The 24,226-nt window shown below is 35.7% G+C and carries 22 protein-coding genes; 9 read left to right on the top strand and 13 right to left on the bottom strand.

Features of this window, described 5'->3' with window-relative positions; genetic code table 11:
• The first annotated feature begins 670 nt into the window (after positions 1 to 670).
• Entirely contained in the window at positions 671 to 1,444 is a 774-nt protein-coding gene (locus tag V4B17_RS06970) for a Bax inhibitor-1/YccA family protein (protein WP_455479418.1), read from the top strand.
• Positions 1,445 to 1,560: 116 nt separating this feature from the next.
• The gene (locus V4B17_RS06965; protein WP_455480207.1) at positions 1,561 to 2,460 is read left to right on the top strand and encodes an endonuclease/exonuclease/phosphatase family protein; all 900 of its coding nucleotides are present in this window, start codon (positions 1,561 to 1,563) and stop codon (positions 2,458 to 2,460) included.
• Here V4B17_RS06965 and polA read toward each other — a convergent pair.
• From polA to V4B17_RS06935, 6 genes are all read right to left on the bottom strand, one after another.
• Entirely contained in the window at positions 2,435 to 5,341 is a 2,907-nt protein-coding gene (gene polA / locus V4B17_RS06960) for a DNA polymerase I (RefSeq protein WP_455479417.1), read from the bottom strand. The genes V4B17_RS06965 and polA overlap by 26 nt on opposite strands.
• A 342-nt stretch (positions 5,342 to 5,683) precedes the next feature.
• On the bottom strand, positions 5,684 to 6,391 hold the full coding sequence (gene dnaQ / locus V4B17_RS06955) for a DNA polymerase III subunit epsilon (protein WP_455479416.1): 708 nt from the start codon (positions 6,389 to 6,391) through the stop codon (positions 5,684 to 5,686).
• Positions 6,392 to 6,395: 4 nt separating this feature from the next.
• A complete protein-coding gene (coaE, locus tag V4B17_RS06950) occupies positions 6,396 to 6,983 on the bottom strand; it encodes a dephospho-CoA kinase (RefSeq protein WP_455479415.1) in 588 nt (195 codons plus the stop codon).
• Positions 6,980 to 7,861: a shikimate dehydrogenase gene (locus tag V4B17_RS06945; protein ID WP_455479414.1), complete on the bottom strand. Its 882-nt coding sequence runs from the start codon at positions 7,859 to 7,861 to the stop codon at positions 6,980 to 6,982. Before V4B17_RS06945 ends, coaE begins: the two co-directional genes overlap by 4 nt.
• Complete coding sequence (locus tag V4B17_RS06940) at positions 7,854 to 8,450, bottom strand: Maf family nucleotide pyrophosphatase (protein ID WP_455479413.1); 597 nt, start codon at positions 8,448 to 8,450, stop codon at positions 7,854 to 7,856. The genes V4B17_RS06945 and V4B17_RS06940 overlap by 8 nt, the downstream gene beginning before the upstream one ends.
• Before the next feature lie 7 nt (positions 8,451 to 8,457).
• Positions 8,458 to 9,282, bottom strand: coding sequence for a pyruvate, water dikinase regulatory protein (locus V4B17_RS06935; protein WP_455479412.1), 825 nt, complete (start codon positions 9,280 to 9,282; stop codon positions 8,458 to 8,460).
• A gap of 650 nt (positions 9,283 to 9,932) precedes the next feature.
• Between V4B17_RS06935 and rho the strand changes: the two genes are divergently transcribed.
• The 6 genes from rho (at position 9,933) to V4B17_RS06905 (ending at position 16,915) form a co-directional block, all read left to right on the top strand.
• Positions 9,933 to 11,198 carry a transcription termination factor Rho gene (gene rho, locus V4B17_RS06930; RefSeq protein ID WP_455479411.1) on the top strand — a complete coding sequence of 422 codons (1,266 nt, stop codon included), beginning with the start codon at positions 9,933 to 9,935 and terminating at the stop codon, positions 11,196 to 11,198.
• 32 nt (positions 11,199 to 11,230) lie between these two features.
• Entirely contained in the window at positions 11,231 to 12,538 is a 1,308-nt protein-coding gene (gene mnmE, locus V4B17_RS06925; protein WP_455479410.1) for a tRNA uridine-5-carboxymethylaminomethyl(34) synthesis GTPase MnmE, read from the top strand.
• Positions 12,539 to 12,648: 110 nt separating this feature from the next.
• Positions 12,649 to 14,517: a tRNA uridine-5-carboxymethylaminomethyl(34) synthesis enzyme MnmG gene (gene mnmG, locus V4B17_RS06920; RefSeq protein ID WP_455479409.1), complete on the top strand. Its 1,869-nt coding sequence runs from the start codon at positions 12,649 to 12,651 to the stop codon at positions 14,515 to 14,517.
• On the top strand, positions 14,517 to 15,164 hold the full coding sequence (gene rsmG, locus V4B17_RS06915; protein WP_455479408.1) for a 16S rRNA (guanine(527)-N(7))-methyltransferase RsmG: 648 nt from the start codon (positions 14,517 to 14,519) through the stop codon (positions 15,162 to 15,164). Before mnmG ends, rsmG begins: the two co-directional genes overlap by 1 nt.
• Positions 15,165 to 15,170: 6 nt before the next feature.
• Positions 15,171 to 15,968 carry a ParA family protein gene (locus V4B17_RS06910; protein WP_455479407.1) on the top strand — a complete coding sequence of 266 codons (798 nt, stop codon included), beginning with the start codon at positions 15,171 to 15,173 and terminating at the stop codon, positions 15,966 to 15,968.
• 41 nt (positions 15,969 to 16,009) lie between these two features.
• Positions 16,010 to 16,915 (top strand): ParB/RepB/Spo0J family partition protein, encoded by a 906-nt coding sequence (locus V4B17_RS06905; RefSeq protein WP_455479406.1) that lies wholly within the window; start codon positions 16,010 to 16,012, stop codon positions 16,913 to 16,915.
• A 557-nt stretch (positions 16,916 to 17,472) separates the two neighbouring features.
• Here V4B17_RS06905 and V4B17_RS06900 read toward each other — a convergent pair.
• The 7 genes from V4B17_RS06900 to dapF form a co-directional block, all read right to left on the bottom strand.
• A complete protein-coding gene (locus V4B17_RS06900; RefSeq protein WP_455479405.1) occupies positions 17,473 to 17,967 on the bottom strand; it encodes a hypothetical protein in 495 nt (164 codons plus the stop codon).
• 57 nt (positions 17,968 to 18,024) lie between these two features.
• Entirely contained in the window at positions 18,025 to 18,528 is a 504-nt protein-coding gene (locus V4B17_RS06895) for a hypothetical protein (RefSeq protein WP_455479404.1), read from the bottom strand.
• 2 nt (positions 18,529 to 18,530) lie between these two features.
• Positions 18,531 to 19,292, bottom strand: coding sequence for a hydroxyacylglutathione hydrolase (gene gloB / locus V4B17_RS06890; protein ID WP_455479403.1), 762 nt, complete (start codon positions 19,290 to 19,292; stop codon positions 18,531 to 18,533).
• A 68-nt stretch (positions 19,293 to 19,360) separates the two neighbouring features.
• Positions 19,361 to 20,050, bottom strand: coding sequence for a septation protein A (locus V4B17_RS06885; RefSeq protein WP_455479402.1), 690 nt, complete (start codon positions 20,048 to 20,050; stop codon positions 19,361 to 19,363).
• The gene (ftsY, locus tag V4B17_RS06880; protein ID WP_455479401.1) at positions 20,047 to 21,279 is read right to left on the bottom strand and encodes a signal recognition particle-docking protein FtsY; all 1,233 of its coding nucleotides are present in this window, start codon (positions 21,277 to 21,279) and stop codon (positions 20,047 to 20,049) included. Before ftsY ends, V4B17_RS06885 begins: the two co-directional genes overlap by 4 nt.
• 13 nt (positions 21,280 to 21,292) lie before the next feature.
• The gene (gene mtaB, locus V4B17_RS06875; protein ID WP_455479400.1) at positions 21,293 to 22,576 is read right to left on the bottom strand and encodes a tRNA (N(6)-L-threonylcarbamoyladenosine(37)-C(2))-methylthiotransferase MtaB; all 1,284 of its coding nucleotides are present in this window, start codon (positions 22,574 to 22,576) and stop codon (positions 21,293 to 21,295) included.
• Positions 22,576 to 23,427 carry a diaminopimelate epimerase gene (gene dapF / locus V4B17_RS06870; RefSeq protein WP_455479399.1) on the bottom strand — a complete coding sequence of 284 codons (852 nt, stop codon included), beginning with the start codon at positions 23,425 to 23,427 and terminating at the stop codon, positions 22,576 to 22,578. Before dapF ends, mtaB begins: the two co-directional genes overlap by 1 nt.
• 232 nt (positions 23,428 to 23,659) lie before the next feature.
• Between dapF and V4B17_RS06865 the strand changes: the two genes are divergently transcribed.
• Positions 23,660 to 24,205, top strand: a complete 546-nt coding sequence (locus V4B17_RS06865; RefSeq protein WP_455479398.1) for an AprI/Inh family metalloprotease inhibitor — start codon at positions 23,660 to 23,662, stop codon at positions 24,203 to 24,205.
• The last annotated feature ends 21 nt before the right edge of the window (positions 24,206 to 24,226 follow it).

Below are 24,226 nucleotides of genomic sequence, written 5' to 3'. Positions count from 1 at the left end.
GTTTGTTAAAAAACAGCATTTTCTTAGTCTTCCGCGTTGTTTCATTAATGGTTATAGTTGTTATAACAAAATATTTGCACGAATTCTTTTATGAGCTCATTTCTATATTTTTTTGCATATTTTCCAATTATAAGCTTAACTCAGTGATTCTAAGTACAAGTAACTGTTTTAAATACAGAATAAATATTCAATGACAGACCAATAGATGAATTCGTATATGTATTGAAAATGCTCTCTTAAGTAACAAGATATGCCCTTCATGACGTTTGTAAATGCAATGTTGAGAATTAAAATATAGTGGTTGGTGCTGCTTGTAGCTTCATAAACGCAAAAACAGTCCTGCCTAATAGATTCAAAATTTTATGAGCAACAAAGAAAGATGCATATTCTAACCTTTTCTTCCCTTGCAAAAGGGTTATAAGAAAAGACTTGATGGTTATTGTCAAAAATAAGAATTTTTCTTACCAATTTGTAAGATATCTTTCCAACGAAAATCTCTTGTAATTTGAAAATAAATCCCCATAATAGGAGGGAGGTGTGCTGGAATTTCATCAGCGGCGCCTGGGGTTGTTTGTATAAGTCAAATCGGAGTTTATGCAAACCTGCTGTTTTAGTAGTTAAATTTTAAACCCCGACATCTGGTGGAACATATGCTAAAGGACTTTATATTATGGCTGATTTTAAAAATTTACGTTCGGCGTCTGTTTCTCATGCCGATGCATCAATTGATCAAGGATTGCGCAGTTATATGCTGGGTGTCTATAATACAATGGCCATTGGTTTGCTTATTACGGCCTCTGCTGCTTATGCAATTGCATCATTAGCAACGACGACAGATATGGGTCGAGCAGCTGCCCAGATTGGTAAAAGTGTTTACTTGACTCCATTCGGAGTGACATTTTACACATCGCCACTCTCCTACATTGTTATGTTTGCACCACTTGTGGCGATCTTTTTCCTCAGTTTCAGAATTAATACATTGAGCACCAGCACGGCTCGTAGCCTCTTTTTTGGTTATGCTGCTCTCGTTGGACTCTCACTATCTTCCATAACTTTACGTTATACAACAGAAAGTGTTGTTCAAACATTTGTTATCACAGCTGCAGCTTTTGGCGCTCTTTCGCTTTATGGTTATACGACAAAGCGTGATCTTACAGCGATAGGCTCGTTCCTTTTAATGGGTTTGATCGGTTTGTTATTTTCTATGATTCTGAATATCTTTCTTGGATCAAGCGCCTTGCAATTTGCTATCTCTGTGATTGGCGTGTTGATCTTTGCTGGTTTGACAGCTTACGACACACAAAACATAAAGTTAATGTACTATGAAGGGGATGGTGTTGATACCCGAGGTCGTAAGGTCATTATGGGTGCGCTAAGCCTTTATCTTGATTTTATCAATATGTTTGTTTTTTTACTTCAGTTTCTTGGCTCGAACCGTGACTGATTATAAAAGCTATAGCTTAATTAAAGAACCTTGTTTCTCAAAGGAAACAAGGTTTTTTGTTTTTGGCAACATCATTTATCCTTTACCCCTTAGGTAATAACCCTTTTGCCCACAAAATGACAAAGATGCCTTACAAGAAAAATTTTCCTTGGTTTACTGCATTTATCCAGAAAAAGCTCCGTAGCTCTCTTTTAAATGCTATCCACAATCGCTCTTATTATCGATCAGATATAATCAATCGGAATAACCATTACGATCTTACCGTTGCTTCCTATAATGTTCATAAATGTGTAGGCGTTGATAAGGTTTTTAATCCTGCGCGTATTGTTCGTGTCATTGCTGAATTACAAATTGATATTCTCGCCCTTCAAGAGGCAGATAAACGTTTTGGTGAACGCGTTGGCTTGATTGATCTTCATCTGTTAAAAACTGAAACGGGATTGATTCGAGTGCCTCTGAATCCCATGTCACCTCACGGTCATGGTTGGCATGGTAACGCTATTTTTGTGCGAAAAGGACGTGTACGCGATATCTTACAAATCACTCTTCCTGGTATCGAATCACGTGGCGCTGTAATTGTGGAGTTGGAAATGGACACAGGTCTTATTCGTGTTATTGCTGCTCATTTTGGCTTATTACGTCACTCTCGCAATCAGCAAACAAAAATGCTTCTTACACTTCTACAAAAACGTCCCCTTATACCTACACTCCTTATTGGAGACTTCAATGAATGGCGGATAGGAAAAGGATCTTCTTTAAACCACTTATCTCCTTATTTTGACAGCACATTTGGAACTGTACCAAGTTTTCCTTCTCGCTTTCCTTTTCTAGCTCTTGATAGAATTTTTGCCTTTCCCCATCAATTGGTGACAAATATTGAAAACCATAATTCACCACTTGCACGCATCGCCTCAGATCATTTGCCTATCAAAGCCCATCTTGACCTTGCCAAAGCAATAACCATTCTTAAAACAAAATACATAAAAAATGTTAATGCGCCTCGCCCCAGTTTTTAGCAACCATAACTTTCACTTCAAGTGGTACAGACAAAGAAAGGACCGGCATTGTAGCATTTTCCATAACTTTTTTAACAACGGCCATTGTTTTTTCACTCTCACTTTCCGGTATCTCAAAAATTAATTCATCATGCACTTGCAATAACATTTTTGCTGACAGTTTTTCTGTTTCTAAAGCATCTTCCATTTGAATCATGGCACGGCGAATAATATCCGCAGCTGATCCTTGAATCGGAGCATTGATAGCAGCCCGTTCATTAAAGGTACGTACCTGTAAATTAGCTGCTTTTATTTCTGGATAATGGATACGACGTCCAAAAATTGTCTCTACATAACCATTTTGGCGAGCAAATGCTTTAGTCGTTTCCATATAGTCCTTAATCCCTGGAAATCTTTCAAAATAAAGTTGAATGTAACGGCTTGCTTCTTGTCGCGAAAGACCTAATTGATTAGCTAATCCAAAAGCTGAAATACCGTAAATAATACCAAAATTAATGGCCTTTGCACGTCGTCGTATATCCGAATGCATCCCCTCTGTCGCAACCCCAAATATTTGTGATGCTGTTATAGCATGAATATCCTGACCTTGCGCAAAAGCTTCTTTTAATGCCGTAATATTGGCAATATGTGCCAGAATGCGCAATTCAATCTGGCTATAATCAGCTGATAATAGCATATGTCCTTTTGGAGCAATGAAAGCTGCTCGTATTTTACGACCCTCTTCCGTTCTTATTGGAATATTTTGTAAATTAGGTTCCGATGATGATAAGCGTCCCGTTGATGTTATCGCTAAAGAATAATTCGTATGAATACGTCCTGTTTTTGGCAAAATATAAGAAGGCAAAGCATCTGCATAAGTGGACTTTAGTTTTGCAAGTTGACGCCAATCAATAATTTTACGTGGCAAAACATGACCATCAGCAGCCAACTCCTCTAAGGTCTGGGCAGAAGTTGACCACCGTCCACCCTTGGTCTTAGCGCCTCCAAGCAAGCCCATTTTGCCAAAGAGGATATCACCTAGTTGCTTTGGCGAGGCAAGATTAAATTTTTCACCAGTAAGCTGATAAATTTCCTCTTCTAGAATACAAGCAGCCTGTGCTAATTCCTCTGAAAGACGCAATAAAATCTGCCGATCAACAAGAACCCCACATTCTTCCATTCTTGCAACAACTTCTATCAGTGGTCGATCAAGGCGCTCATAGATTTTTGTCATGCCCTGAGCCACAAGCTGCGGTTTTAAAACTCGCCATAAACGAAGTGTCACATCAGCATCCTCCGCAGCATAGAGGGTTGCCTGTTTTAAATCCACTTGCGCAAAAGAAGTAATCTTTTTTCCGTTGCGCGTTAACTCCTTGTAAGGAATCGGTTTATGTCCAAGCCAACGTTTAGATAAATCATCCATATTATGTGTTAGAGTTCCAGCATCTAAAACATACGACAAGAGCATAGTGTCATCAAGTGAACGTATTACGATGCCGTATTGCTTCATCACTAACCAATCATATTTTATATTCTGACCAATTTTTAATACCGCTTGGTTTTCTAATATAGGCTTTAAAAGTGCCAAAGCCTTTTGTGTTTCAATCTGCCCAACAATACGCCCTGCACCTAAAAGATCATCTTTCCCTTCAACGTGTTCCAAGGGTACATAGGCTGCTTTTTCCGGCTGTAATGCCAATGAAAAACCAACAAGCTTTGATTGCAGCGGATAAAGGGAAGTCGTTTCAGTATCAAAAGCAAAAAAACCTTGCTCTTGTGCTTCCGATAACCAATCTTTCAAAATTTCTTCATCAAGAATAGTCGTATAAGCATCCCTTTTAATTTTTTGAGACAAAGCTTGATCTTTACGTTTTTGTGCTAACAATTGTGGAGAATTTTCAGAAAAGTCATGAAGCAATACTTTCTCATCTTTCTTAACATCATGTTCTAACCCTTGTGCAAAATTAACCCAATTAACATTTATATCAAGCGCATTAATAACTTCTGCATCACATTCTGTTGCCTCTGCTATGCGACGTGTTAATGTTGTAAATTCCATAGATTTAAGAAAAGCGATTAAGCGCGGGCCATCTTGTGGTTCTAAAACAAAATCATCCAAATCATTATCTATAGGCACATCTGTTTTAAGCCGAACCAATTCACGAGAAATTTTTGCTTGTTCGCTATAAATTTGAATGTTTTCACGTCGTTTTGTTTGTTTGACTTCTGTCACGCGCTGTAACAAAAGATCAAGAGTGCCAAATTGATCCAACAGTTGGGATGCAATTTTGGGGCCAATGCCTGGAATACCTGGTACATTGTCTGTCGGATCTCCAATCAAAGCTTGCAAATCAACCATTTTTTCGGGTACGACACCCCATTTTTCTATAACTTCAGAAATACCAATATGCTTATCTTTCATTCCATCATATAAGGATACGTGCGCATTAACTAATTGCATAAGATCTTTGTCTGAAGAAATAATTGTTGTTTTTGCTCCAACCTTTGTTGCCATTTGTGCATAGGTAGCAATCAAATCATCGGCTTCAAATCCTTCCTTTTCAATACAAGGTAAATTAAAAGCCTTTGTTGCTTGGCGTATTAAAGAAAATTGAGGAATAAGATCTTCAGGAGGTATCTCTCGATTCGCTTTATATTGTGGATAAATTTTTTTCCGAAATGTATCAGATGAATGGTCGAAGATAACAGCAAAATGTGTTGGAACAACACCAGTAGTTGTATTTCGTGCATTACAGAGCAATTTCCACAACATATTACAAAAACCAGCCACAGCTCCTACAGGAAGTCCATCCTTTTTGCGCTTTAAAGACGGTAAAGCGTAGTAAGCACGGAAAATATAGCCTGATCCATCAACCAAAAAAAGATGATCTGTTGCTTTCATGACAAGTTCATTTTCTCCATTTCAATCAAAAAATAATTCACTTTTATATATTTTTTTTATCTTATTTTTAAAATTTATCGAATTGCCTCTAAAAAGACATTTTTTATTTTCATAAAGTATGTAGTCGTTGCACTTGTTCAGTACCTAGAGCTTTTCTTTGCTGTTACAGGATATAATAGCTTTCATTTTGCTCCTCCTATGATAGCTGAGGTGCTGCGTAACGACAGGGTCGTTGTGGTGTTCCCCTCCCCACAACGACCGTATTTTTTTGAGCCATTATTTTCAGAGATTTTTGTTCTTTCTATACTTTTAAATAATCTTCTTAAGAAGAAGGTGGAAAAGTTATTCAGGGATTTTGAAATCATTCCACAAAGCTTTCTCACCCATTTTATTAATAAAATCAGCATGCATGCTTCTTTCTTGCGCGCTTAGCCTTGAAGGTAAAGCTTGTGGACGAAATTTAACTGCATAGAGAGAATCTTTGTCATTCTCGGTATCCTTATCAGCACCCCCATTGTTTACAAAATCCAATACTCCCTGCTTTCCACCAATAAGTTCAATATAAACATCAGCGAGAATCTCTGCATCAAGCAAAGCACCATGAAGAATACGATGACTATTATCAATTCCAAAACGTTTGCACAAAACATCCAGAGAATTAGGTCCCATAGGAAATTTACGTCGTGCTATAGCTAATGTATCAAGAGTATTATCAACACTGATAAGCGGTTTATTTACTCGTCCTAATTCTGCATTAAGAAAGCCGATATCAAAACTAGCATTATGCGCAATCATCATTGCGCCATTGATAAATTCCAAAAATTCATCAACAATATCACTAAAGATTTTTTCATTCTTTAAACGCTCATTAGTCAATCCATGAATGGCTACAACTTCGTCAGGAATAATAACGCCTTGTGGGTTTAAATAAACGTGAAATTGACGTCCTGTAAGATAGCGATCAACCATCTCTACACAACCTATTTCAATTATGCGATCTTTCTCTTTATCTAAACCCGTTGTTTCTGTATCAAAAATAACTTCACGCATTCTTTCAATTCTTTAGTAGACTTTTTATCACGTAAAAAACTTGTTGACGTGTATTCTCTAAATCTTTTCCTGTATCAATTATAAAATCAGCACGTTCTCGTTTTTTTTCATCAGACATCTGCTTAGCATTAATAAAAGCAAATTTTTCTTCATTCATATTTGGACGAATCATGGCACGCTCTTTTTGTATTGATAATGGTGCAGAAACAACCACTACACTGTCTACACGTTTTTCACCATTTGTTTCAAAAAGAAGCGGAATATCAAGAACTATTAATTTTTTTTCCTGTTTGCGTGCTGCATCAATAAACTCTTTTTCTTTTTTGTGTACCAAAGGATGAATTATTTTTTCTAATGTTTGTAATTTTTTATTATCGTTAATCAAAACATTAAAAAGCTTTAGCCGATTAACTTTACCATTTTCAACAACGCCAGGAAATATACGTCCTATGAGCGATAAAATTTTCTCACTCTTATAAAGTTGGTACGCTGCATCATCAGCACTAAAAACGGAAATACCGGCTTGTTTGAAAAAATCAGCAACTGTTGATTTTCCCATAGCGATTGATCCGGTCAACCCTATAATTTTCATCCTGTCTCTTCACCCATATCCTTTAAAATTTCTGTTCGTAGCGCCTTTGTAACTTGTGGTCTTACCCCAAACCATCGTTCAAAACCAGGAACAGCTTGATGTAACAGCATACCAAGCCCATCAACTATCTTTAAACCATGCGTTTTTGCTTGTTGTAAAAAAGGCGTTATCAATGGTGTATAAACAATATCTGTCACTATTGTTGTTGTCTTTGTTTTATGAAAATCACAAAAGAAGCAATCACTTTTTTTTTCGTGTGAATTTGTTATACCTACGGAAGTCGTATTAACAATTAAATCAGCTTTGTAAAGTACTTCATCAGCACGATGCCAATCGTGAACTTCAACAGGTTTTCCGAAATACTCAGCTAAATCATCAGCACGTTGTTTTGTACGATTAAGCAAGAAAATACGTTCAAATCCCCGTTTTTTTAAGGCATATAAGATAGCACGTGCAGCACCACCTGCACCAAAAATAAGAGCTGTTTCCCCACTCCAATCAGAAACTGAATCATCGAGATTAGCACAAAAACCATAAGCATCACTATTTGTGGCGCAAAGTTTATTTCTTTCATACCACAGTGTATTAACAGCACCAATTATGGTTGCTACATTATCTTTATAATTTACCAAACGAAAAGCTTCTTGTTTATAGGGTAGAGTAACATTTCCCCCACAAAAACCTCTTTTTTGTATAGATGCAAAAAAATCTGTAAATTTCTCAGGAACTATTTCCTGTGCCAAATATTCACCTTGTAAATTATATTGTTTAAGCCAAAAATTGTGAATTTTTGGTGATTTTGAATGGCTAATAGGTGTACCAACAACAAAAGCACGTGGAAAAATTGTTTTTTTACAATTTACTCTCACATCAACCATCAATAACTCCTAAATGCCGTAATTTTGCGAGTAAAGGCAATAATGGTAAACCAATAATGGTAAAAAAATCTCCATTAATTTTTTCAAAAAGATGGATTCCTTCTCCTTCAATTTGATACACTCCCACGCTGTTTAAAACATCTGTCCCCACACGTGATAAATAACGTTCAATAAACTCTGATGAAAGAGAACGTACTGTCATATGTGCACTAAAAGCTTCTACCCAAATTTCTTGACCATTTTGAAATAAAGCCACTGCACTATGAAGAGAATGTGTTTTTCCTGATAAATCGCACAAACGTTGATGTGCTTCCTTTTTATTTGTAACTTTATGAAAAACCTTCCCCCCTAAATCAAGCACTTGATCACAACCAATGACCAATGCATTGGGAAAGCGATCAGAAACATTTTTTGCCTTTGCATTTGCAAGAAAACAACTAAGTTGTTTCGGAGCTTTTTTTTCTCCTGTTTTTTCTATTTCTCTTTCATCAAAAGAGGCTCCTTCAATGAAAAATTTTAAACCTGCTTTTTTTAATAATTGTTCACGATAAGAACTAAGGGATCCCAATATTAGTGTAGTTTCTGCCATATTTTTCTCATTTTTCTTCACGGAATCGCGACAAAAGTTCGAATATAGCAGCAGCTGTTTCTTCAATGGAGCGTCTTGTGACATCAATAATAGGCCAACCAAAACGTTCACAAATGCGTTTTGCATAGGTCAATTCTTCAGCTATGCTGATTCTATCAGTATAACTTTCAATGGCACAACACTCTCCCAAATCTCTATTTTGACGAATATGTGAAATTCTTTCAGCTGAAGCGATTAAACCTATAGTTAAAGCATTTTTTGCTTCTAAAATAGCCTCTGGTAAATCAATCCCTGGAATAAGAGGGATATTGGCCGTTTTGATTCCACGATTTGCTAAATAGATACTCGTAGGTGTTTTAGATGTTCTTGAAATTCCTACAAGAATGACATCTGCACTTGATAAATCGCTAGAATATTGTCCATCATCATGTTCTATTGTAAAATCCAATGCATCAATACGACGAAAGTAATCCGCATTAAGATCATGCTGTGCACTTGCACGTAAATTTGTCGGTGTTCCAAGATAAGATTGAAAAGCATCAAGAACAGGATGCAATATGTCAATGCAAGGAACGTTTATTTTTTCACATCCTCTTCTAAGAAGAAGTCTAATTTTTTTATCAATAATTGTGTAAAGAACAATACCAGGCTCTTGTTGTATCTCATCAAGAACTCTCTGTAACTGTTTTTCATTACGAATCATAGGATAGATGTGCTCTGTTGTTTGGCTCATTGTGTATTGTGAGGCAACCGCCCTTCCAACAGAAATCAATGTCTCTCCCGTTGCATCAGAAAGCATGTGTAAATGAAAGGATTTTTTTTCTATTGTCACAAAAATTTTAACTCCTTGTTAAAATATGTGTATATACAATCGGTATCTTTTATAAAACTAAAATTTGAAAAAGATTTTTTATTTTTATGCACAAATTAAACAGTTGTGATAATTGAAATCGGCCTTATTTAAAAATAACATGGATAATTCCTTTAAGGTCATATTATATTTGTTTTTTTTTATCTTGTATTATGTGGATAAAACTGAGGATAAAAAAGTATAATTAACAATTCACATTAAACACAGGTATAAATAATAATAAACATTCCTTTATTAGAATCTATTAATACATAAAAACATGGGAAAATTAAAAATACATTTGTATATTTTAAAAAATATAATACAAAATAATCCTGATTTTAAATCAGTTATTATGAAGTAATTTTATATTTTTCTTATGAAAATTGATTTTTTATACAATTTTCTCTAAGATATTTTATAGAAGACAATCCATTTTTTATTTTTTCGTTTTATATAATTAATTCTTTTATAAAATTAAATAATCTTATACGATGATAATTTTGTATAAATGATGCTTGCAGATTGTAAAAATTGAGTGTACAATAAGATTTTCTTATAAGAATATTTCATTCTTTGAATTTTTCCACTTAATCCAATGACTATTCTCCATCACTTAAAGAGCATATTTCATGCAAGAAATGAAACTACAAGAACTTAAAAGTAAAAATCCCGTTGAACTTGTTTCTTTTGCTGAAACATTAGAAGTTGAAAATGCTTCTTTGATGCGTAAACAAGAATTAATGTTCGCTATTTTGAAAAAACTTGCTTCACAAGATGTAGAAATTATTGGAGAGGGAGTTGTTGAAGTTCTACAAGATGGATTTGGATTTTTGCGATCTGCTGATGCTAATTATCTTCCGGGTCCCGATGATATTTATCTTTCTCCTGCGCAAATTCAGTCTTTCTCTTTAAAAACAGGTGATACTGTTGAAGGTCCTATACGTAGCCCAAAAGAAGGTGAACGCTATTTTGCTCTTCTAAAAATTAATACAATTAACTTTGAAGATCCTGAAAAAATTCGTTATAAAATTCATTTTGATAATCTCACTCCTCTTTACTCAAATGAACGTTTTCAGATGGAAATACAAAATCCTACAGAAAAGGATATGTCATCACGAGTAATTGATTTAATATCTCCATTAGGAAAAGGTCAGAGAGGATTAATTGTAGCGCCTCCTCGAACAGGAAAAACAGTTTTACTTCAAAATATTGCTCATTCTATTACGACTAATCATCCTGAATGTTATCTTATTGTTCTTTTAATTGATGAACGACCAGAAGAAGTTACTGATATGCAACGTTCTGTAAAAGGAGAAGTGGTTTCTTCTACTTTTGATGAACCAGCAATACGTCATGTTCAAGTAGCGGAGATGGTTATTGAAAAAGCAAAGCGTCTTGTTGAATATGGACGTGATGTTGTTATTCTTCTCGATTCTATTACACGTCTTGGACGCGCTTATAATACAGTTGTTCCTTCTTCAGGTAAAGTTTTGACAGGTGGTGTAGATGCTAATGCTTTACAGCGTCCTAAACGTTTTTTTGGTGCTGCACGTAACATTGAGGAAGGTGGATCTTTAACCATTATTGCAACAGCTTTGATTGATACGGGTAGCCGTATGGATGAAGTTATTTTTGAAGAATTCAAAGGAACAGGTAATTCAGAAATTGTTCTTGATCGTAAAGTTGCTGATAAGCGTATCTTTCCAGCCATGGATATTTTGAAATCTGGGACGCGTAAGGAAGAGCTTTTAGTTGCGCGGCAAGATTTGCATAAGATTTTTGTACTGCGTCGTATTTTGACACCTATGAATGTAACCGATGCAATTGAATTTTTAATTGATAAATTGAAACAAACAAAAAACAATGGTGAATTTTTTGATTCAATGAATACATAGAAACATTAAGTTTTTCACTTAGGATATATCCTGTGGATACAATCTTTGCTGTTTCGAGTGGATTGTTGCCTTCAGGGGTTGCAGTCATTCGGCTTTCTGGCTCTCATGTTGTGGATGTAGTTAGTACGCTTTGTGGTCATTTACCTAAAGCGCGATTTATGCATTACGGAAATCTTATTGCTCGTGATGGTAGTTTTTTGGATTCTGCTTTAACTGTTTTTTTTCCTGCTCCTCATAGTTTTACGGGAGAAGATTGTGCAGAGTTTCATTTGCATGGAGGAAAAGCTGTTGTTAACCGTTTTCTCGATGAATTGTCTACATTTTCTGGATGTCGTATTGCAGAGGCAGGTGAATTTTCGCGTCGTGCATTTATGGAGGGAAAATTAGATCTTGTTCAAGCAGAAGGTCTTGCTGATTTAATAGAAGCAGAAACTGAAAGTCAGCGACGCTTAGCTATTATGGGTACGAGCGGGCGTTTGACAACGCTTTACCGTGATTGGCGTCATAAGCTTATGAAAGCACGTGCTTTTATTGAAGCAGAACTTGATTTTTCCGATGAAGCCGATATTCCAAACTCGCTATCTGATAAAGTTTGGAAAGATTTAGAATATCTTTGTATTTCTCTTCGAGAACATATTAATGAAGGAGAACGTGCCAGTGTCCTACGTGATGGATTAAAAGTCGTTATTGTAGGGGCTCCAAATTCTGGAAAATCAAGCATTATCAATCGGTTGGCCGGAAGACCTATTTCTATTGTAACAGAAGAAGAAGGCACAACCCGCGATGCCTTAGAAATGAGACTTATTTTTGGTGGTTTACCAGTTTTTTTTACAGATACTGCTGGTTTTAGGGAAACAAAAAATAAAATAGAACAATTAGGAATAGAAGTTGCAAAGCAGCATATTAAAGATGCTGATTTGGTTATTTTAGTTTATGATATAGGAAACCCTAAGAAAATTGATTTACCAGAAACATCAGCTGAAATATGGCATGTTGGTAACAAACTTGATCTTTATGCAGATGATAAAAAACATTGGTTTATAAAATTTTCTGCGTTAACCGGTTTAAATTTTGACTGTTTTATTAAAGAACTTGAGTCATTTTGTTTACGTCGCTCTTCTGAAATTGGAAATCTTGTTCCAGCACGTAAAAGACAGCTTCAATTATTAAAAGAATCTGTTAGAGAAATCGAGTTTTCTATGAATTATACTTCTCTTGATTTAAGTTTACGTGCAGAACATCTTCGATATGCGAGTGATTTTCTTGGGAGAATTACGGGAGATATAGAAGTTGAAGATTTACTTGATATTATTTTTTCAGAATTTTGCATTGGTAAATAATGATTCACGTGAAACATTGATTATTTAAATAGACACACTCTAAAGATTATGTATTTTATGTTTTGTTTCACGTGAAACTTGGAAATATGTTATCTATGGAATGAATTCAGATGCAGTTATATGATGTTATCGTTGTTGGTGGTGGTCATGCTGGCTGCGAAGCAGCTTCAGCTTCAGCACGTGTTGGTGCGCAGACAGTTCTTGTTACACATAAAATATCAGAACTTGGAACAATGTCATGTAATCCTGCTGTTGGTGGGCTTGGAAAGGGACATTTGGTTCGTGAAATAGATGCTCTGGGTGGTCTTATGGGACGAGCATCGGATGCTGCTGGAATTCAATTTAGGATTCTTAATCGACGTAAAGGACCAGCGGTAAGAGGACCTCGTACACAAGCTGATCGACAACTCTATAAAAAGGCAATTCAAAAATTATTGCAAGAAGAAGATAACCTTATTCTTGTTGAAGATGAAGTTGTTGATCTGATTGTTAAAGATAATCGTGTCTCAGGTGTTGTTTTAAAAAATCAAGGAACAATTTTTTCTGGCGCTGTCGTTTTAACAACAGGGACATTTTTAAATGGCCTTATTCATATTGGGAATAAGAGGTATGCTGCCGGACGGATGGGAGAAAAGTCAAGTATTAAACTTGCTGAACGCTTAAAAAACTATAATATAAATTTTGGAAGATTAAAAACAGGAACTCCAGCTCGTCTTAGTAAAAAAACTATTCGTTGGGAGTATCTTCAAAAACAGCAAGCTGATGAATATCCTGTACCTTTTTCTTTTTTAACAGAAAAAATTGAACAGCCGCAAATTGAATGCGCAATAACACGTACGAATACATTAACACATCAAATTATTCGTGATAATATTCATAAATCTGCTTTATATTCTGGAAATATTGAAGGGTTAGGCCCACGATATTGTCCTTCTGTTGAAGATAAAATTGTTAAATTTGGAGAACGTGATGGACATCAGATCTTCTTAGAGCCTGAAGGATTGAATACTGATACCATTTATCCAAATGGTATTTCTACTTCTCTTCCTGAAGATGTACAAATTTCTTTCTTGAAAACTATTGAAGGATTAGAAAATGTTAAGGTTTTACAACCTGGATATGCTATTGAATATGATTTTGTTAATCCACAACAATTGACAAGAACTTTAGAATTGCGCTCTTTACCAAGATTATTTTTAGCTGGACAAATTAATGGTACAACGGGATATGAGGAAGCTGCGGCTCAAGGACTTTTAGCTGGATTGAATGCCGCTCGTAAGGTTGCAGGGTTAGATGAAATATTTGTGAGTCGTTCTACAGCTTATATTGGTGTTATGATAGATGATTTAGTTTCGCGTGGGGTTTGTGAACCTTACAGAATGTTTACATCACGTGCTGAATTTCGTTTATCTTTAAGGTCTGATAATGCTGATACTCGTTTAACGCCTTTAGCACAGCAATGGGGTATTGTCAGTAAAATACGTTGGGATTGTTATCAGAAAAAACAACACCGCCTTGATCAGGCGCGGTCAATGTGCCAAAAACTTTTTTTAACTCCAAATGAAGCTTCTGCTTGTGGATTACAGATAACTCATGATGGGATTCGGCGTTCGGCTTATGATCTTCTTGCTTATCCTCATATGACTATAGAACGTCTTTCACATTTATGGCCACAATTAAAGTCAATTGATTCTAAAACTGTTGAATCTTTGGAAATTGAAGCACAATATGCAGTTTATTTAAAAAAACAAGCGCAAGATATTGCTGTTCTTCAGCGAGATGAACGTTTAGAAATACCTTCTTCTCTTGATATTCAATCAATATCAGGTCTTTCAAATGAGCTAAAGACAAAAATTCAACAAATATCACCGCGTTCAATAGCTGATGCACAAAAAATTGATGGAATGACACCAGCAGCATTATCGCTCATTCTCACTTATATTCAACGTCAAAAACGTGAAAAGGCTCAATTAGTTTAATGGATGTTTCCACAGAAGAAAAATATCAAACACTCTTAAATATTATTCCTTCTGTTTCACGTGAAACGACAGAGGATTTAATAAAATTTGAAAATTTAATAACACAATGGAACACGCATATTAATTTAGTATCTAATTCAACAATACCAGTTTTATGGGAACGTCATATTTTTGATTCGGCTCAGTTATATCCTTTACACAGTGATCTGCTGTATTGGTGTGATCTTGGATCAGGAGGAGGGTTTCCTGCAATTATTATTGCTATTTTAATGAAAGAAAAAAAAGTAGGGCATATTGATCTTGTTGAAAGTAATGGAAAAAAAGTAGCTTTTTTACGAACAGTCATCGCTCAACTTAGTCTTCCTGCAACAGTTTATCATTGTAGAATTGAGGATGTTTATGAAAAAATAAGAATACCGGATGTTATAACAGCGAGAGGATTAGCTCCACTAGATGATCTCTTACAGCTTATTTTTCCACTGTTAACAAAAAAGACAATAGCTCTTTTGCAAAAAGGTAGGGATTACTCTACAGAAATAACAAATGCCTCTGCCAATTGGCGTTTTGATCTGCTAAAACATAAGAGTAAAATTGATGAAAATTCTGTTATTTTAGAAATTTCTCATGTTCGATCATATAGAGGGTAAAGCAAAATGAGCGAAACACGAATTATCGCTATTGCAAACCAAAAGGGTGGGGTCGGCAAAACAACCACTGCAATTAATCTTGCAACAGCTTTAGCAGCGATTGGTGAAAATGTTCTCATTATGGATATTGATCCACAAGGAAATGCAAGTACAGGATTGGGAATTGATCGTAACAGTCGTCCTTTATCCTCTTATGATGTGCTTATTTCGGGGGTTTCTGTAGCACAAGCAGCTTTGAAAACGGCTGTTCCAAATCTCCACATTGTACCATCTACACTTGATCTTTTAGGTGTAGAAATGGAAATTTCTTCCTCACAAGACCGCATACAACGGTTACGTAAGGCTCTCTGTGAAGATCCAAAGATGGAAAAAAAATACAACTATATTCTCATTGATTGTCCTCCATCTCTTAATCTTCTTACACTTAATGCCATGGGTGCTGCAGATTCTGTTTTAGTACCTATGCAGTGTGAATTTTTAGCACTTGAAGGTTTAAGCCAATTGCTTGAAACAGTAAAACAAATACGATCTGTTCTTAATCCATCTTTAGAAATTCAGGGTATTGTTCTAACTATGTATGATGGACGAAATAATCTTTCGAATCAAGTTGTCGAAGATGTACGTTCTTTTATGGGAGATAAAGTTTATCGCACTGTTATTCCTCGAAATGTACGGGTATCAGAAGCTCCTTCTTTCGGTAAACCAGTATTGCTTTATGATCTGACATGTGCTGGTAGTCAAGCTTACTTACGTTTAGCATCGGAAGTAATTCAGCGCGAAAAGCAAGCACGTGCTGCTGCTTAAAAATGTAAAAAATTTTGTAAGAAAACTCAAAGAGCAAAATTATGAATGATGATCAATCAAAAAAAAGACTTGGTCGTGGATTAGCGGCATTAATTGGGGATATCAGTTTAAACAATGATCTTATACGTTCATCAAATACTGATAAATTTACAGAATTCAATGCAGTTTCTCCTGTTTCTGAACGATTTGTTCCACTTGAATCTATTTCGTGCAATCCACATAATCCGCGACGCCATTTTACCGATTCAGAACTTGATAATTTAGCACAATCAATTCGCCAGCATGGTGTTGTTCAACCTGTTATTGTAAGACCGTCACGTGATCATCCTCATCGGTTCGAATTAATTGCTGGCGAACGGCGTTGGCGTGCTGCACAGCGTGCCAATTTAAGTAAATTACCGGTCATTGTTCGCGATGTAGATGATAAAACGGCTTTGGAATTGACAATTATTGAAAATGTTCAACGTGCCGATCTTAATCCTATCGAAGAAGCAATGGGATATGAAATTTTACTGAATGAACATGGATATACGCAAGCAGATTTAGCGCAAGTTATTGGAAAAAGTCGCAGTCATGTTGCTAATACGCTTCGTTTGTTAAAACTTCCACCAAAAGTACAACAATTCTTAACTGATGGGCACCTCTCTGCTGGTCATGCACGCTGTCTTATCACTGTTGATAATCCACAGGACTTGGCCGAAAAAATTATTCATGAGGGGCTTTCTGTGCGCCAAACGGAAATACTTGCGTATGAACAGGCAAATCCAAAGGTTAAAAAACGAACCGTTGTTGAAAAAGATACAGAAACAAAATCTTTAGAAAAATTACTTGCAGATGTTATCGGAATGAAAGTGACTATTAGGCATGGCAAAAAAGGTGGTGATTTAAAAATACGTTACTCTTCACTAGAACAATTGGATGATATTTGTCGGCGTTTGCAGAACTAATTAATTGCCTTAAATAGCACGAATTCTGTCGACATATTTTAAACCGAAATTTAAATTATTTGAAGATATAACATCTTTTATCATTGAAGAGAATTTCTTTATCTTCAAAGGCAATTATTACAGCTAAAGTTGTTTGAAGATTTATAAGACTAATAATATAATCTCTAGGTAAGAGATTATGTTTTTTAAAGAGATCTGTTAGTTTTGATTTAGCAGAAATAGAGGCAAAAAATCTTTCAATGTTATTATTATCATTTTTGGTACTGAATAACTATGGAGATGGATGAAAGTAATTTCTCAGTTTTTTTGTTTTAATTATTCTATTTTTGATAAAAAACATTCTGCTGAGGGGTATTTACAATGATATTTGGATTGCTGCTAGGGAGATTGATTATCTGATTCTTTTTCCAATATTATTTGAATATATGTTTAAAAATGGAAAAGAAAAAACAAACACAATGCAAATTTAAAAAGGGTCAAAATTTATATTTTTTTCAGATGTTAGCGAGGACTTTTTCGTTTACAAAGTTAATCATTTGTTCAAAGTAGCATGAATTCTATTTACAACGCCTTTTAAAAATAACAAATATTCTATACATATGTTTTTTACCAAATTCCAAATTATTTGAAACTACAGTATTTTTTTCATCAAAAAAAGTCCCCTCTTTTTTGAGAACTTCAAGAGGAGCTAAAAGCATTTTTAATGTTTCTTGAAGAGCGAAGGTGCCTATAGCGAAATCTTTAGGCGTGATATTATTTTTTTTTAAAATATCCATTAATTTTAGCTGATTAGAAATAGAAGCTATGAATCCTTCAATACTGTTGTCGTGTTCAATTTCAATATCAGATGCTCTTGATTTATGTGATGAGTTTTCACACTCTTCTTTCGTAATTTGTTCCATTTTAAAAAGCAAATCTTCTGTTAAGGTGTAATTTGCAATAATATGAGGGAACTCAAATTGTTTGTCTGTTTCTTTTTCTTTTGCTACTATTAGTTGAGTATGTATTACAAAAAGAAAAAGGAAAAACAAACGTAATACAAACTTAAACATGGTTAAAAATCATCTTTTCTTCTTCGAATTTCAGCACAAACTTCTTTGTTTGCGAAGCTAATCAATTTTTTTAATAAAGCGGTTACAAATTTTGCCCACAACAGTCCATATTCTATACATATGTTTTTTACCAAATTTCAAATTATCTAAAGCTATAGTGTTTTTTTCGTCAAAAAAAGTATTTTCTTCTTCAGGATTTGTGTGAAGTATTATTAATAATGTTGCTTCAAGAGCATTGTAACCAACAGCGAAATCTCTAGGCGTGATGTTATTGCCTTTTAAAATACTCATTAATTTTGGTTGATTAGAAACAGAAGATACGAATTCTTCAATGCTACTGCTAAATGAGATATTAGATGTTTCTGATTCATGTGATAAGTTTTCGCACTCTTCTTTCGTAATTTGTTCCATTTTAAAAAGCAAATCTTCTGTTAAGGTGTAATTTGCAATAATATGAGGGAACTCAAATTGTTTGTCTGTTTCTTTTTCTTTTGCTACTATTAGTTGAGTATGTATTACAAAAAGAAAAAGGAAAAACAAACGTAATACAAACCTAAACATGGTTAAAAATTATCCTTTCTTCTTCGAATTTCAGTAAAGACGTCTTTATCTGTTTCTTCTTCCATTGCAAGGTTTCTTCGCAATGTACTGTTATCCCAGCGAAGAAAGGGATTAGTAACTTTTTCTTGCCCTAAGGTTACTGGTAAAGTCACAGCGTTTTTTGAACGTAGCAAAAAAACTTCTTCTACTCTTTTACGGAGTTTCTGATTATGTGGATCAAGAGTTAATGCGAAAAGAGCATTGGTCTTTGTATATTCATGACCGCAATAAAGCAGCGTTTCATCAGGAAGTTGACGAAGTCTTTTTAAAGAATTCAGCATCTGCTCATGTGTTCCTTCGAAAATACGTCCACAACCAAGTGAAAAAAGTGTATCTCCAGCAAAGAGTACATTTCCCTCGGGAAAGTAATAAGATAATGCGCCTAAAGTGTGACCAGGTGTTGAAAGGGCTAAAAGCGGGTGAGTGCCAAAGAAAAGATTTTCATCAGGTTGGAGTGTTTGATCAAGATGATTAATCTTTTCTTTCTCTGCTTCTGGTCCAATAACGACAGCCTTATAGACTCGTTTTAACTCTTCCAGTGCTTCTACATGGTCATGATGATGATGAGTTACAAAAATAGCTTGGAGTGTCCAGTTACGGCGTTTTAAGGCGTTATGAATCGCTTCACTTTCAGGCGCATCAATTGCAGCTGTGTAGCCGCTTTTTTCATCATGAATGAGTACACCAAAGTTATCTTTTCGACAGATGAACTGTTCAATTAACATATCTTTTCCTCATGAGCAGTGTGCAGCTATAAATCTACAAAAACCTAGAGTTATAGACGAATTATATTTTAAGGATCAGATTTGTCCCTTTCTGTAAAAAATCCTTGTGAGTGCTTAAGGATAAGGGGCATTTGGGTAAGCATAAAGAGGACTGTTAGGGGCATAACACCAAATACTTTAAAATTAGTCCAAAAATTATCGCTAAAATTGCGCCAAACGACTTCATTCACAAGAGCAAGAAAAACAAAAAAGAATGTCCAACGATAGGTAAGTTTTTGCCATCCTAGATCATCAAGTTTTAAAGTAGAGTCAAACGCATACCGTAAAAGTGGTTTTTTAAAACACATACCACCAAAGAGGATGAGTGCAAATAAGCTATTAATAATTGTTGGTTTCATTTTGATAAAAGTATCATCATGAAGCCAAAGAGTTAAAAATCCAAAGACTATAACAAATATTCCTGAAATAAGAGGCATTGTGGGAATTTTTCGTGCAATGATCCATGATAAGCTTAGAGCAACTATGATAGCCACCATGAAAATAGCTGTTGCAGGAAAAATAGGCTTACTAAAATTTTTAAAAAGTCTGATATTATTTAATAACCATTCGCCCTTATAATTGGCCAGAAAAAAGACTACTAATGGCCCCATTTCTAGGAGAAATTTTATTGTTGGTGAAAAATCAGATTTTTGATTACCATTGATATTTTTAAAATTTTGGTTGTCGTAAGAATTAGATTCAGAAGAAGATTTTTTCATGCGTATTTTCCTGTGATGGTTGTAGCAAAATCAGAAGCAGAAAAAGGTTGAAGATCTTCAACATTTTCTCCTATACCGATAAAATGAACAGGTAATTTATATTTTGCTGCGATGGCAACAAGAATTCCCCCTCGTGCGGTACCGTCGAGTTTTGTCATAATTAAACCATTAACGCTGGCAATATCGCGGAAAATGTTCACCTGATTGAGCGCATTTTGCCCGGTTGTTGCATCAAGCGTTTGAAGAATTGTATGTGGTGCTTTAGGATCGTGTTTCCCTAAAACACGAATAATTTTTGCCAATTCATCCATCAGTTCGGTTTTATTTTGTAAGCGCCCAGCTGTATCAATGATCAATACATCACTATTTGCTTTTTTGGCTTTTTCGTAAGCATCAAATGCTAAGCTGGCAGCATCTGCACCTAGTTTTGTTGAAACAACAGGCGCTCCTATGCGGTTACCCCAAATATGCAATTGTTCAATGGCTGCAGCGCGAAACGTATCGCCAGCAGCCAGCATAACTTTTAGTCCTCCTGTGGTTAGCTTGGCTGCAAGTTTTCCAATAGTTGTCGTTTTTCCTGTTCCATTTACACCTACAAGCAAAATAACATGGGGTTTATGGTTAAGATCAAGTTCTAGTGGAAGCGCAACAGGTTTTAGCACTTTTTTGATTTCGTTAGCTACGATGATATGAATATCATCTGGAGATAAATTTTTTTCGTAACGATTGGAAGATAAGGTGTCGGTGATGCGTGTAGCTGTTTCCACACCAAGGTCTGCCTGAATAAGAATATCTTCTAGTTCTTGCAACGTATCCCTATTAAGCTTCCCTTTAACAAAGAGGTCGCTTATGGATTCACTTAAGCGCTGTGAAGAAAGAGCTAATCCTTTTTTTAGACACCCAAACCACGCCGTCTTTTTTTGTTCAGCAGAAGGTAAAGAAGAAAGCTCTTCGGTTTGTTTTTTACTGATTATATTAGTGACAATTACTTTGCCAGAATGTGATTCAAAAGGTTGCGTCTTTTCACTGTAGTTTTCGGATGTTGTATTTTGGCTTTCTGTTTGTTCTTCTCTTTCAATCTCTATGAGGGAGCAATTGTTTTTTATAATTTCACTTTTTGATTTATTTTTTTCTACTTTATCGGTTTCATCATGAGGTGGAATTTGTTGAAATTGTGGCTCATTAGATTTGTTAAAAGAGAATATTTTTTTGATAAAAGATTTTGTCATAAGGATTTCCTGCTCAGGCTGCGTTCAATTTTCGGAGAGTAGCAATCAATTTATCGCCATCGTGATCAACTATAAGAGCTTGAACAATTGTTCCAGCTTTGGCACCTTTAATTTTTGCAAGAGTGTAATCTTCCGTTCGTCCGATTTCATCTTTTTCAACAAGAATTTTTTGCTGACTGTTTTGTAAGAGAGCAAGATGTTTTTGATAAGCCTCCTCCCCTGCTTTACGCAATCTTTCTGCGCGCATCTTAACTATTCTACGATTTACTTGTGGCATACGTGCAGCAGGTGTTCCTTCTCTTGGACTAAAAGGAAAGACATGGAGGTGTGTTAAATTACAGTCATTGATGAGAGCGAGACTATTTTGGAACATCTCTTCTGTTTCAGTGGGAAAACCAGCAATTAAATCGGCACCATAAACCATTGTAGGACGTTTGGCGCGCAAATCTTGGCAAAATTGAATTGCATGTTCACGCAAGTGTCGCCGTTTCATTCGTTTTAGAATCATATTATCACCTGCTTGCAAGGATAAATGCAAATGTGGCATTATTCTTTTTTCATAGGCTAAAAGATTAGTGAGTTCTTCGTCAGCTTCAATAGAATCGATCGATGAAAGACGCAATCGAGGCAAATCAGGCACATGATGCAAAATGGTTGAAGTCAATTTTCCTAAGTTCGCTTTTCCAGGGAGATCGTGACCGTAGCTTGTGAGATCAACACCAGTTAAAACAACTTCTTGAATACCATCTCCTATCAGTTGTTTGATTTGTTCAACGACAGCACCCATGGGAACTGAGCGTGATGGTCCGCGACCATAAGGAATAATGCAAAATGTACAGCGATGATCACATCCATTTTGTACCTGTACAAAGGCACGGGTACGCTCTTCCATTGAATTTACCATGTGTGGAGCAATTTTTTTCACCTCCATGATGTCGCTGATACGCAATCTTTCAGAATGGTTGATGCCAAAATCAGGAAGTTGACAGTAAGAATGGGCATGAAGTTTTTCTTCATTCCCCAAAACAAGATCTACCTCTGTCATTGAGGAAAAATTTTTCCCTTCTGTTTGTGCGGCACATCCTGTGACAATGATACGGGCGTTAGGATTTTCACGTCTTGCTTTGCGGATAGCTTGTTTTGCTTGTCGTACAGCTTCGGCAGTAACAGCGCATGTATTAAAGATAATAGCATCATCTTTAAGTTGATTTAGCCCTGAAGAAGCACTTTCTTTGCGTATGATTTCTGTTTCATAACTATTGAGTCGACAACCAAAAGTTACAATTTTTATAGCCATCAAGAGTGATCCTTTTTATAGTCTCCCGTTAAAGGGTTTAAAAAACCACTAAACTCATATTTAACTGGACCCGTCATAATAATATGATCGTCGTCTCGATAAAAAATATTCAGTTTTCCTCCTGGTAAGTTCACATCAATATGGCGTTGTGTGAGTCCACGTCGGTAGGCAGCTACTGCACTTGCACAGGCAGCGCTGCCGCATGCTTGCGTTAATCCAGCGCCTCGCTCCCATGTGCGTAAATTTACGGTTTTCTTTGACGTGACGTAAGCAATGGAAATATTGCATCGTTCTGGAAAAAGGGAATCATATTCAAGTTTTGGTCCATACTTTTCTAATGGAATATGTTGAATATCATTTTCAACAAAAAAAATAGCGTGGAGATTACCAACGGATACAAGGCAAGCATCCCTTAAAGGACCAGCGGTAAGTTCTACATGATTAGTGTCTACTATTTCACGTGAAACAGGCATCTCTTGTGCATTGAAATTTGGGCATCCCATGTCAACAGAGATGAGTTCGTTTGTTTGGCGTTTACCTTCAATAATTCCAGTGGGTGTCTCCAATCGAAAGGTTTCACCAAGATTGTGATCTGTAAGCCAAGCAATGGTACAACGGGTTCCATTGCCACAGGCTTTAGCTATTGACCCGTCGGCGTTCCATATTTCGATGCGAAAATCAGCTTCATTTTTGCTAGATGGATGGATAGCCATAATTTGATCAAAATGTGTTTGGGGATCTGCTGCCAAGGCAAAAATTGCTCGTGTTGTGAGCGCACATGTACTGTCACGCATATCAGCAACAATGATTTTATTTCCAAGACCGTTCATTTTACTGAATGGTGTTTTCATAAAACTTCTCTATTTTTAGTGATTGGCCACAAAAGATATATGACTGAAAATCTTGAAAATTTCCAGTGTTTAATGAAAATAAAATTGAATGAGGAGTCATTCTATCATTCAGAATAAACAAATTACACTGTTTTTTTTGATTTGTTAATTTATCTTTATAAAATACCATATAACAAACGTTCATCCATTTCTTTGAGTGAGTTTATTTATTGTCGTGGAAAAGAGTATTGATATGTCGTTTTCAAAAATTTCGTTTTTTGTTGCACTGTTAACTGCAACACTTTTAAGTGGATGTTCGATATTGCGGTCTGACAGCAATGATAGTGGCAATAAATCGGAAGTTTTTTATCCATTTCAACAAATATCAACAGAAGTAATGTCTAATGTGTCGTCTTCCCGTTCATTGGCATCTGAAGAAGCAGACTCTACAATGTATGATAAAGGGGATTCCCAGAGTGATGGAAGAATGGTTGGTCTCGAATTACCAGGCACTGCTATTGATTTGTTTCCCGCAGGTATTGCTGGGGTGTGGAATCTTTCTGTAGGCGGTAAAGTTTGTCGAATTGCAACACCACAAACAAAATTTGGTCAAGGGTTTCGTGCTGGTCCTTTACAGTGTCCAGGAATTGTTTCTCAGGTGAATTCGTGGGCTGTTAAAGGAAAGAGATTATATTTCTATAATAATTCAGGACATGTTATCATTGCCCTTTATTCTTCCAATGCTGATCGCTTTGAGGGGCGTACACTTGATGGTCATCCGGTTGTTTTAAGCCGTTAGGATGTTTTTAGCCGTTTATGA

The sequence above is a fragment of the Bartonella sp. B23 genome (genome assembly GCF_053793815.1).
The sequence above is the reverse complement of the archived record's forward strand: the minus strand, read 5'-3'. Positions and strand labels throughout refer to the sequence as shown.

Excerpts from the sequence above, each read along its gene's own strand:
- V4B17_RS06965 (WP_455480207.1), top strand. The coding sequence starts at position 1,561 with ATGACAAAGATGCCTTACAAGAAAAATTTTCCTTGGTTTACTGCATTT.
- V4B17_RS06945 (WP_455479414.1), bottom strand. The coding sequence starts at position 7,861 with ATGGTTGATGTGAGAGTAAATTGTAAAAAAACAATTTTTCCACGTGCT.
- V4B17_RS06865 (WP_455479398.1), top strand. The coding sequence starts at position 23,660 with ATGTCGTTTTCAAAAATTTCGTTTTTTGTTGCACTGTTAACTGCAACA.
- coaE (WP_455479415.1), bottom strand. The coding sequence starts at position 6,983 with ATGAAAATTATAGGGTTGACCGGATCAATCGCTATGGGAAAATCAACA.
- dnaQ (WP_455479416.1), bottom strand. The coding sequence starts at position 6,391 with ATGCGTGAAGTTATTTTTGATACAGAAACAACGGGTTTAGATAAAGAG.
- V4B17_RS06895 (WP_455479404.1), bottom strand. The coding sequence starts at position 18,528 with ATGTTTAGGTTTGTATTACGTTTGTTTTTCCTTTTTCTTTTTGTAATA.
- V4B17_RS06910 (WP_455479407.1), top strand. The coding sequence starts at position 15,171 with ATGAGCGAAACACGAATTATCGCTATTGCAAACCAAAAGGGTGGGGTC.
- rho (WP_455479411.1), top strand. The coding sequence starts at position 9,933 with ATGCAAGAAATGAAACTACAAGAACTTAAAAGTAAAAATCCCGTTGAA.
- mnmG (WP_455479409.1), top strand. The coding sequence starts at position 12,649 with ATGCAGTTATATGATGTTATCGTTGTTGGTGGTGGTCATGCTGGCTGC.
- mtaB (WP_455479400.1), bottom strand. The coding sequence starts at position 22,576 with ATGGCTATAAAAATTGTAACTTTTGGTTGTCGACTCAATAGTTATGAA.
- polA (WP_455479417.1), bottom strand. The coding sequence starts at position 5,341 with ATGAAAGCAACAGATCATCTTTTTTTGGTTGATGGATCAGGCTATATT.
- V4B17_RS06900 (WP_455479405.1), bottom strand. The coding sequence starts at position 17,967 with ATGTTTAAGTTTGTATTACGTTTGTTTTTCCTTTTTCTTTTTGTAATA.
- dapF (WP_455479399.1), bottom strand. The coding sequence starts at position 23,427 with ATGAAAACACCATTCAGTAAAATGAACGGTCTTGGAAATAAAATCATT.
- rsmG (WP_455479408.1), top strand. The coding sequence starts at position 14,517 with ATGGATGTTTCCACAGAAGAAAAATATCAAACACTCTTAAATATTATT.
- V4B17_RS06885 (WP_455479402.1), bottom strand. The coding sequence starts at position 20,050 with ATGAAAAAATCTTCTTCTGAATCTAATTCTTACGACAACCAAAATTTT.
- V4B17_RS06905 (WP_455479406.1), top strand. The coding sequence starts at position 16,010 with ATGAATGATGATCAATCAAAAAAAAGACTTGGTCGTGGATTAGCGGCA.
- ftsY (WP_455479401.1), bottom strand. The coding sequence starts at position 21,279 with ATGACAAAATCTTTTATCAAAAAAATATTCTCTTTTAACAAATCTAAT.
- V4B17_RS06940 (WP_455479413.1), bottom strand. The coding sequence starts at position 8,450 with ATGGCAGAAACTACACTAATATTGGGATCCCTTAGTTCTTATCGTGAA.
- V4B17_RS06970 (WP_455479418.1), top strand. The coding sequence starts at position 671 with ATGGCTGATTTTAAAAATTTACGTTCGGCGTCTGTTTCTCATGCCGAT.
- gloB (WP_455479403.1), bottom strand. The coding sequence starts at position 19,292 with ATGTTAATTGAACAGTTCATCTGTCGAAAAGATAACTTTGGTGTACTC.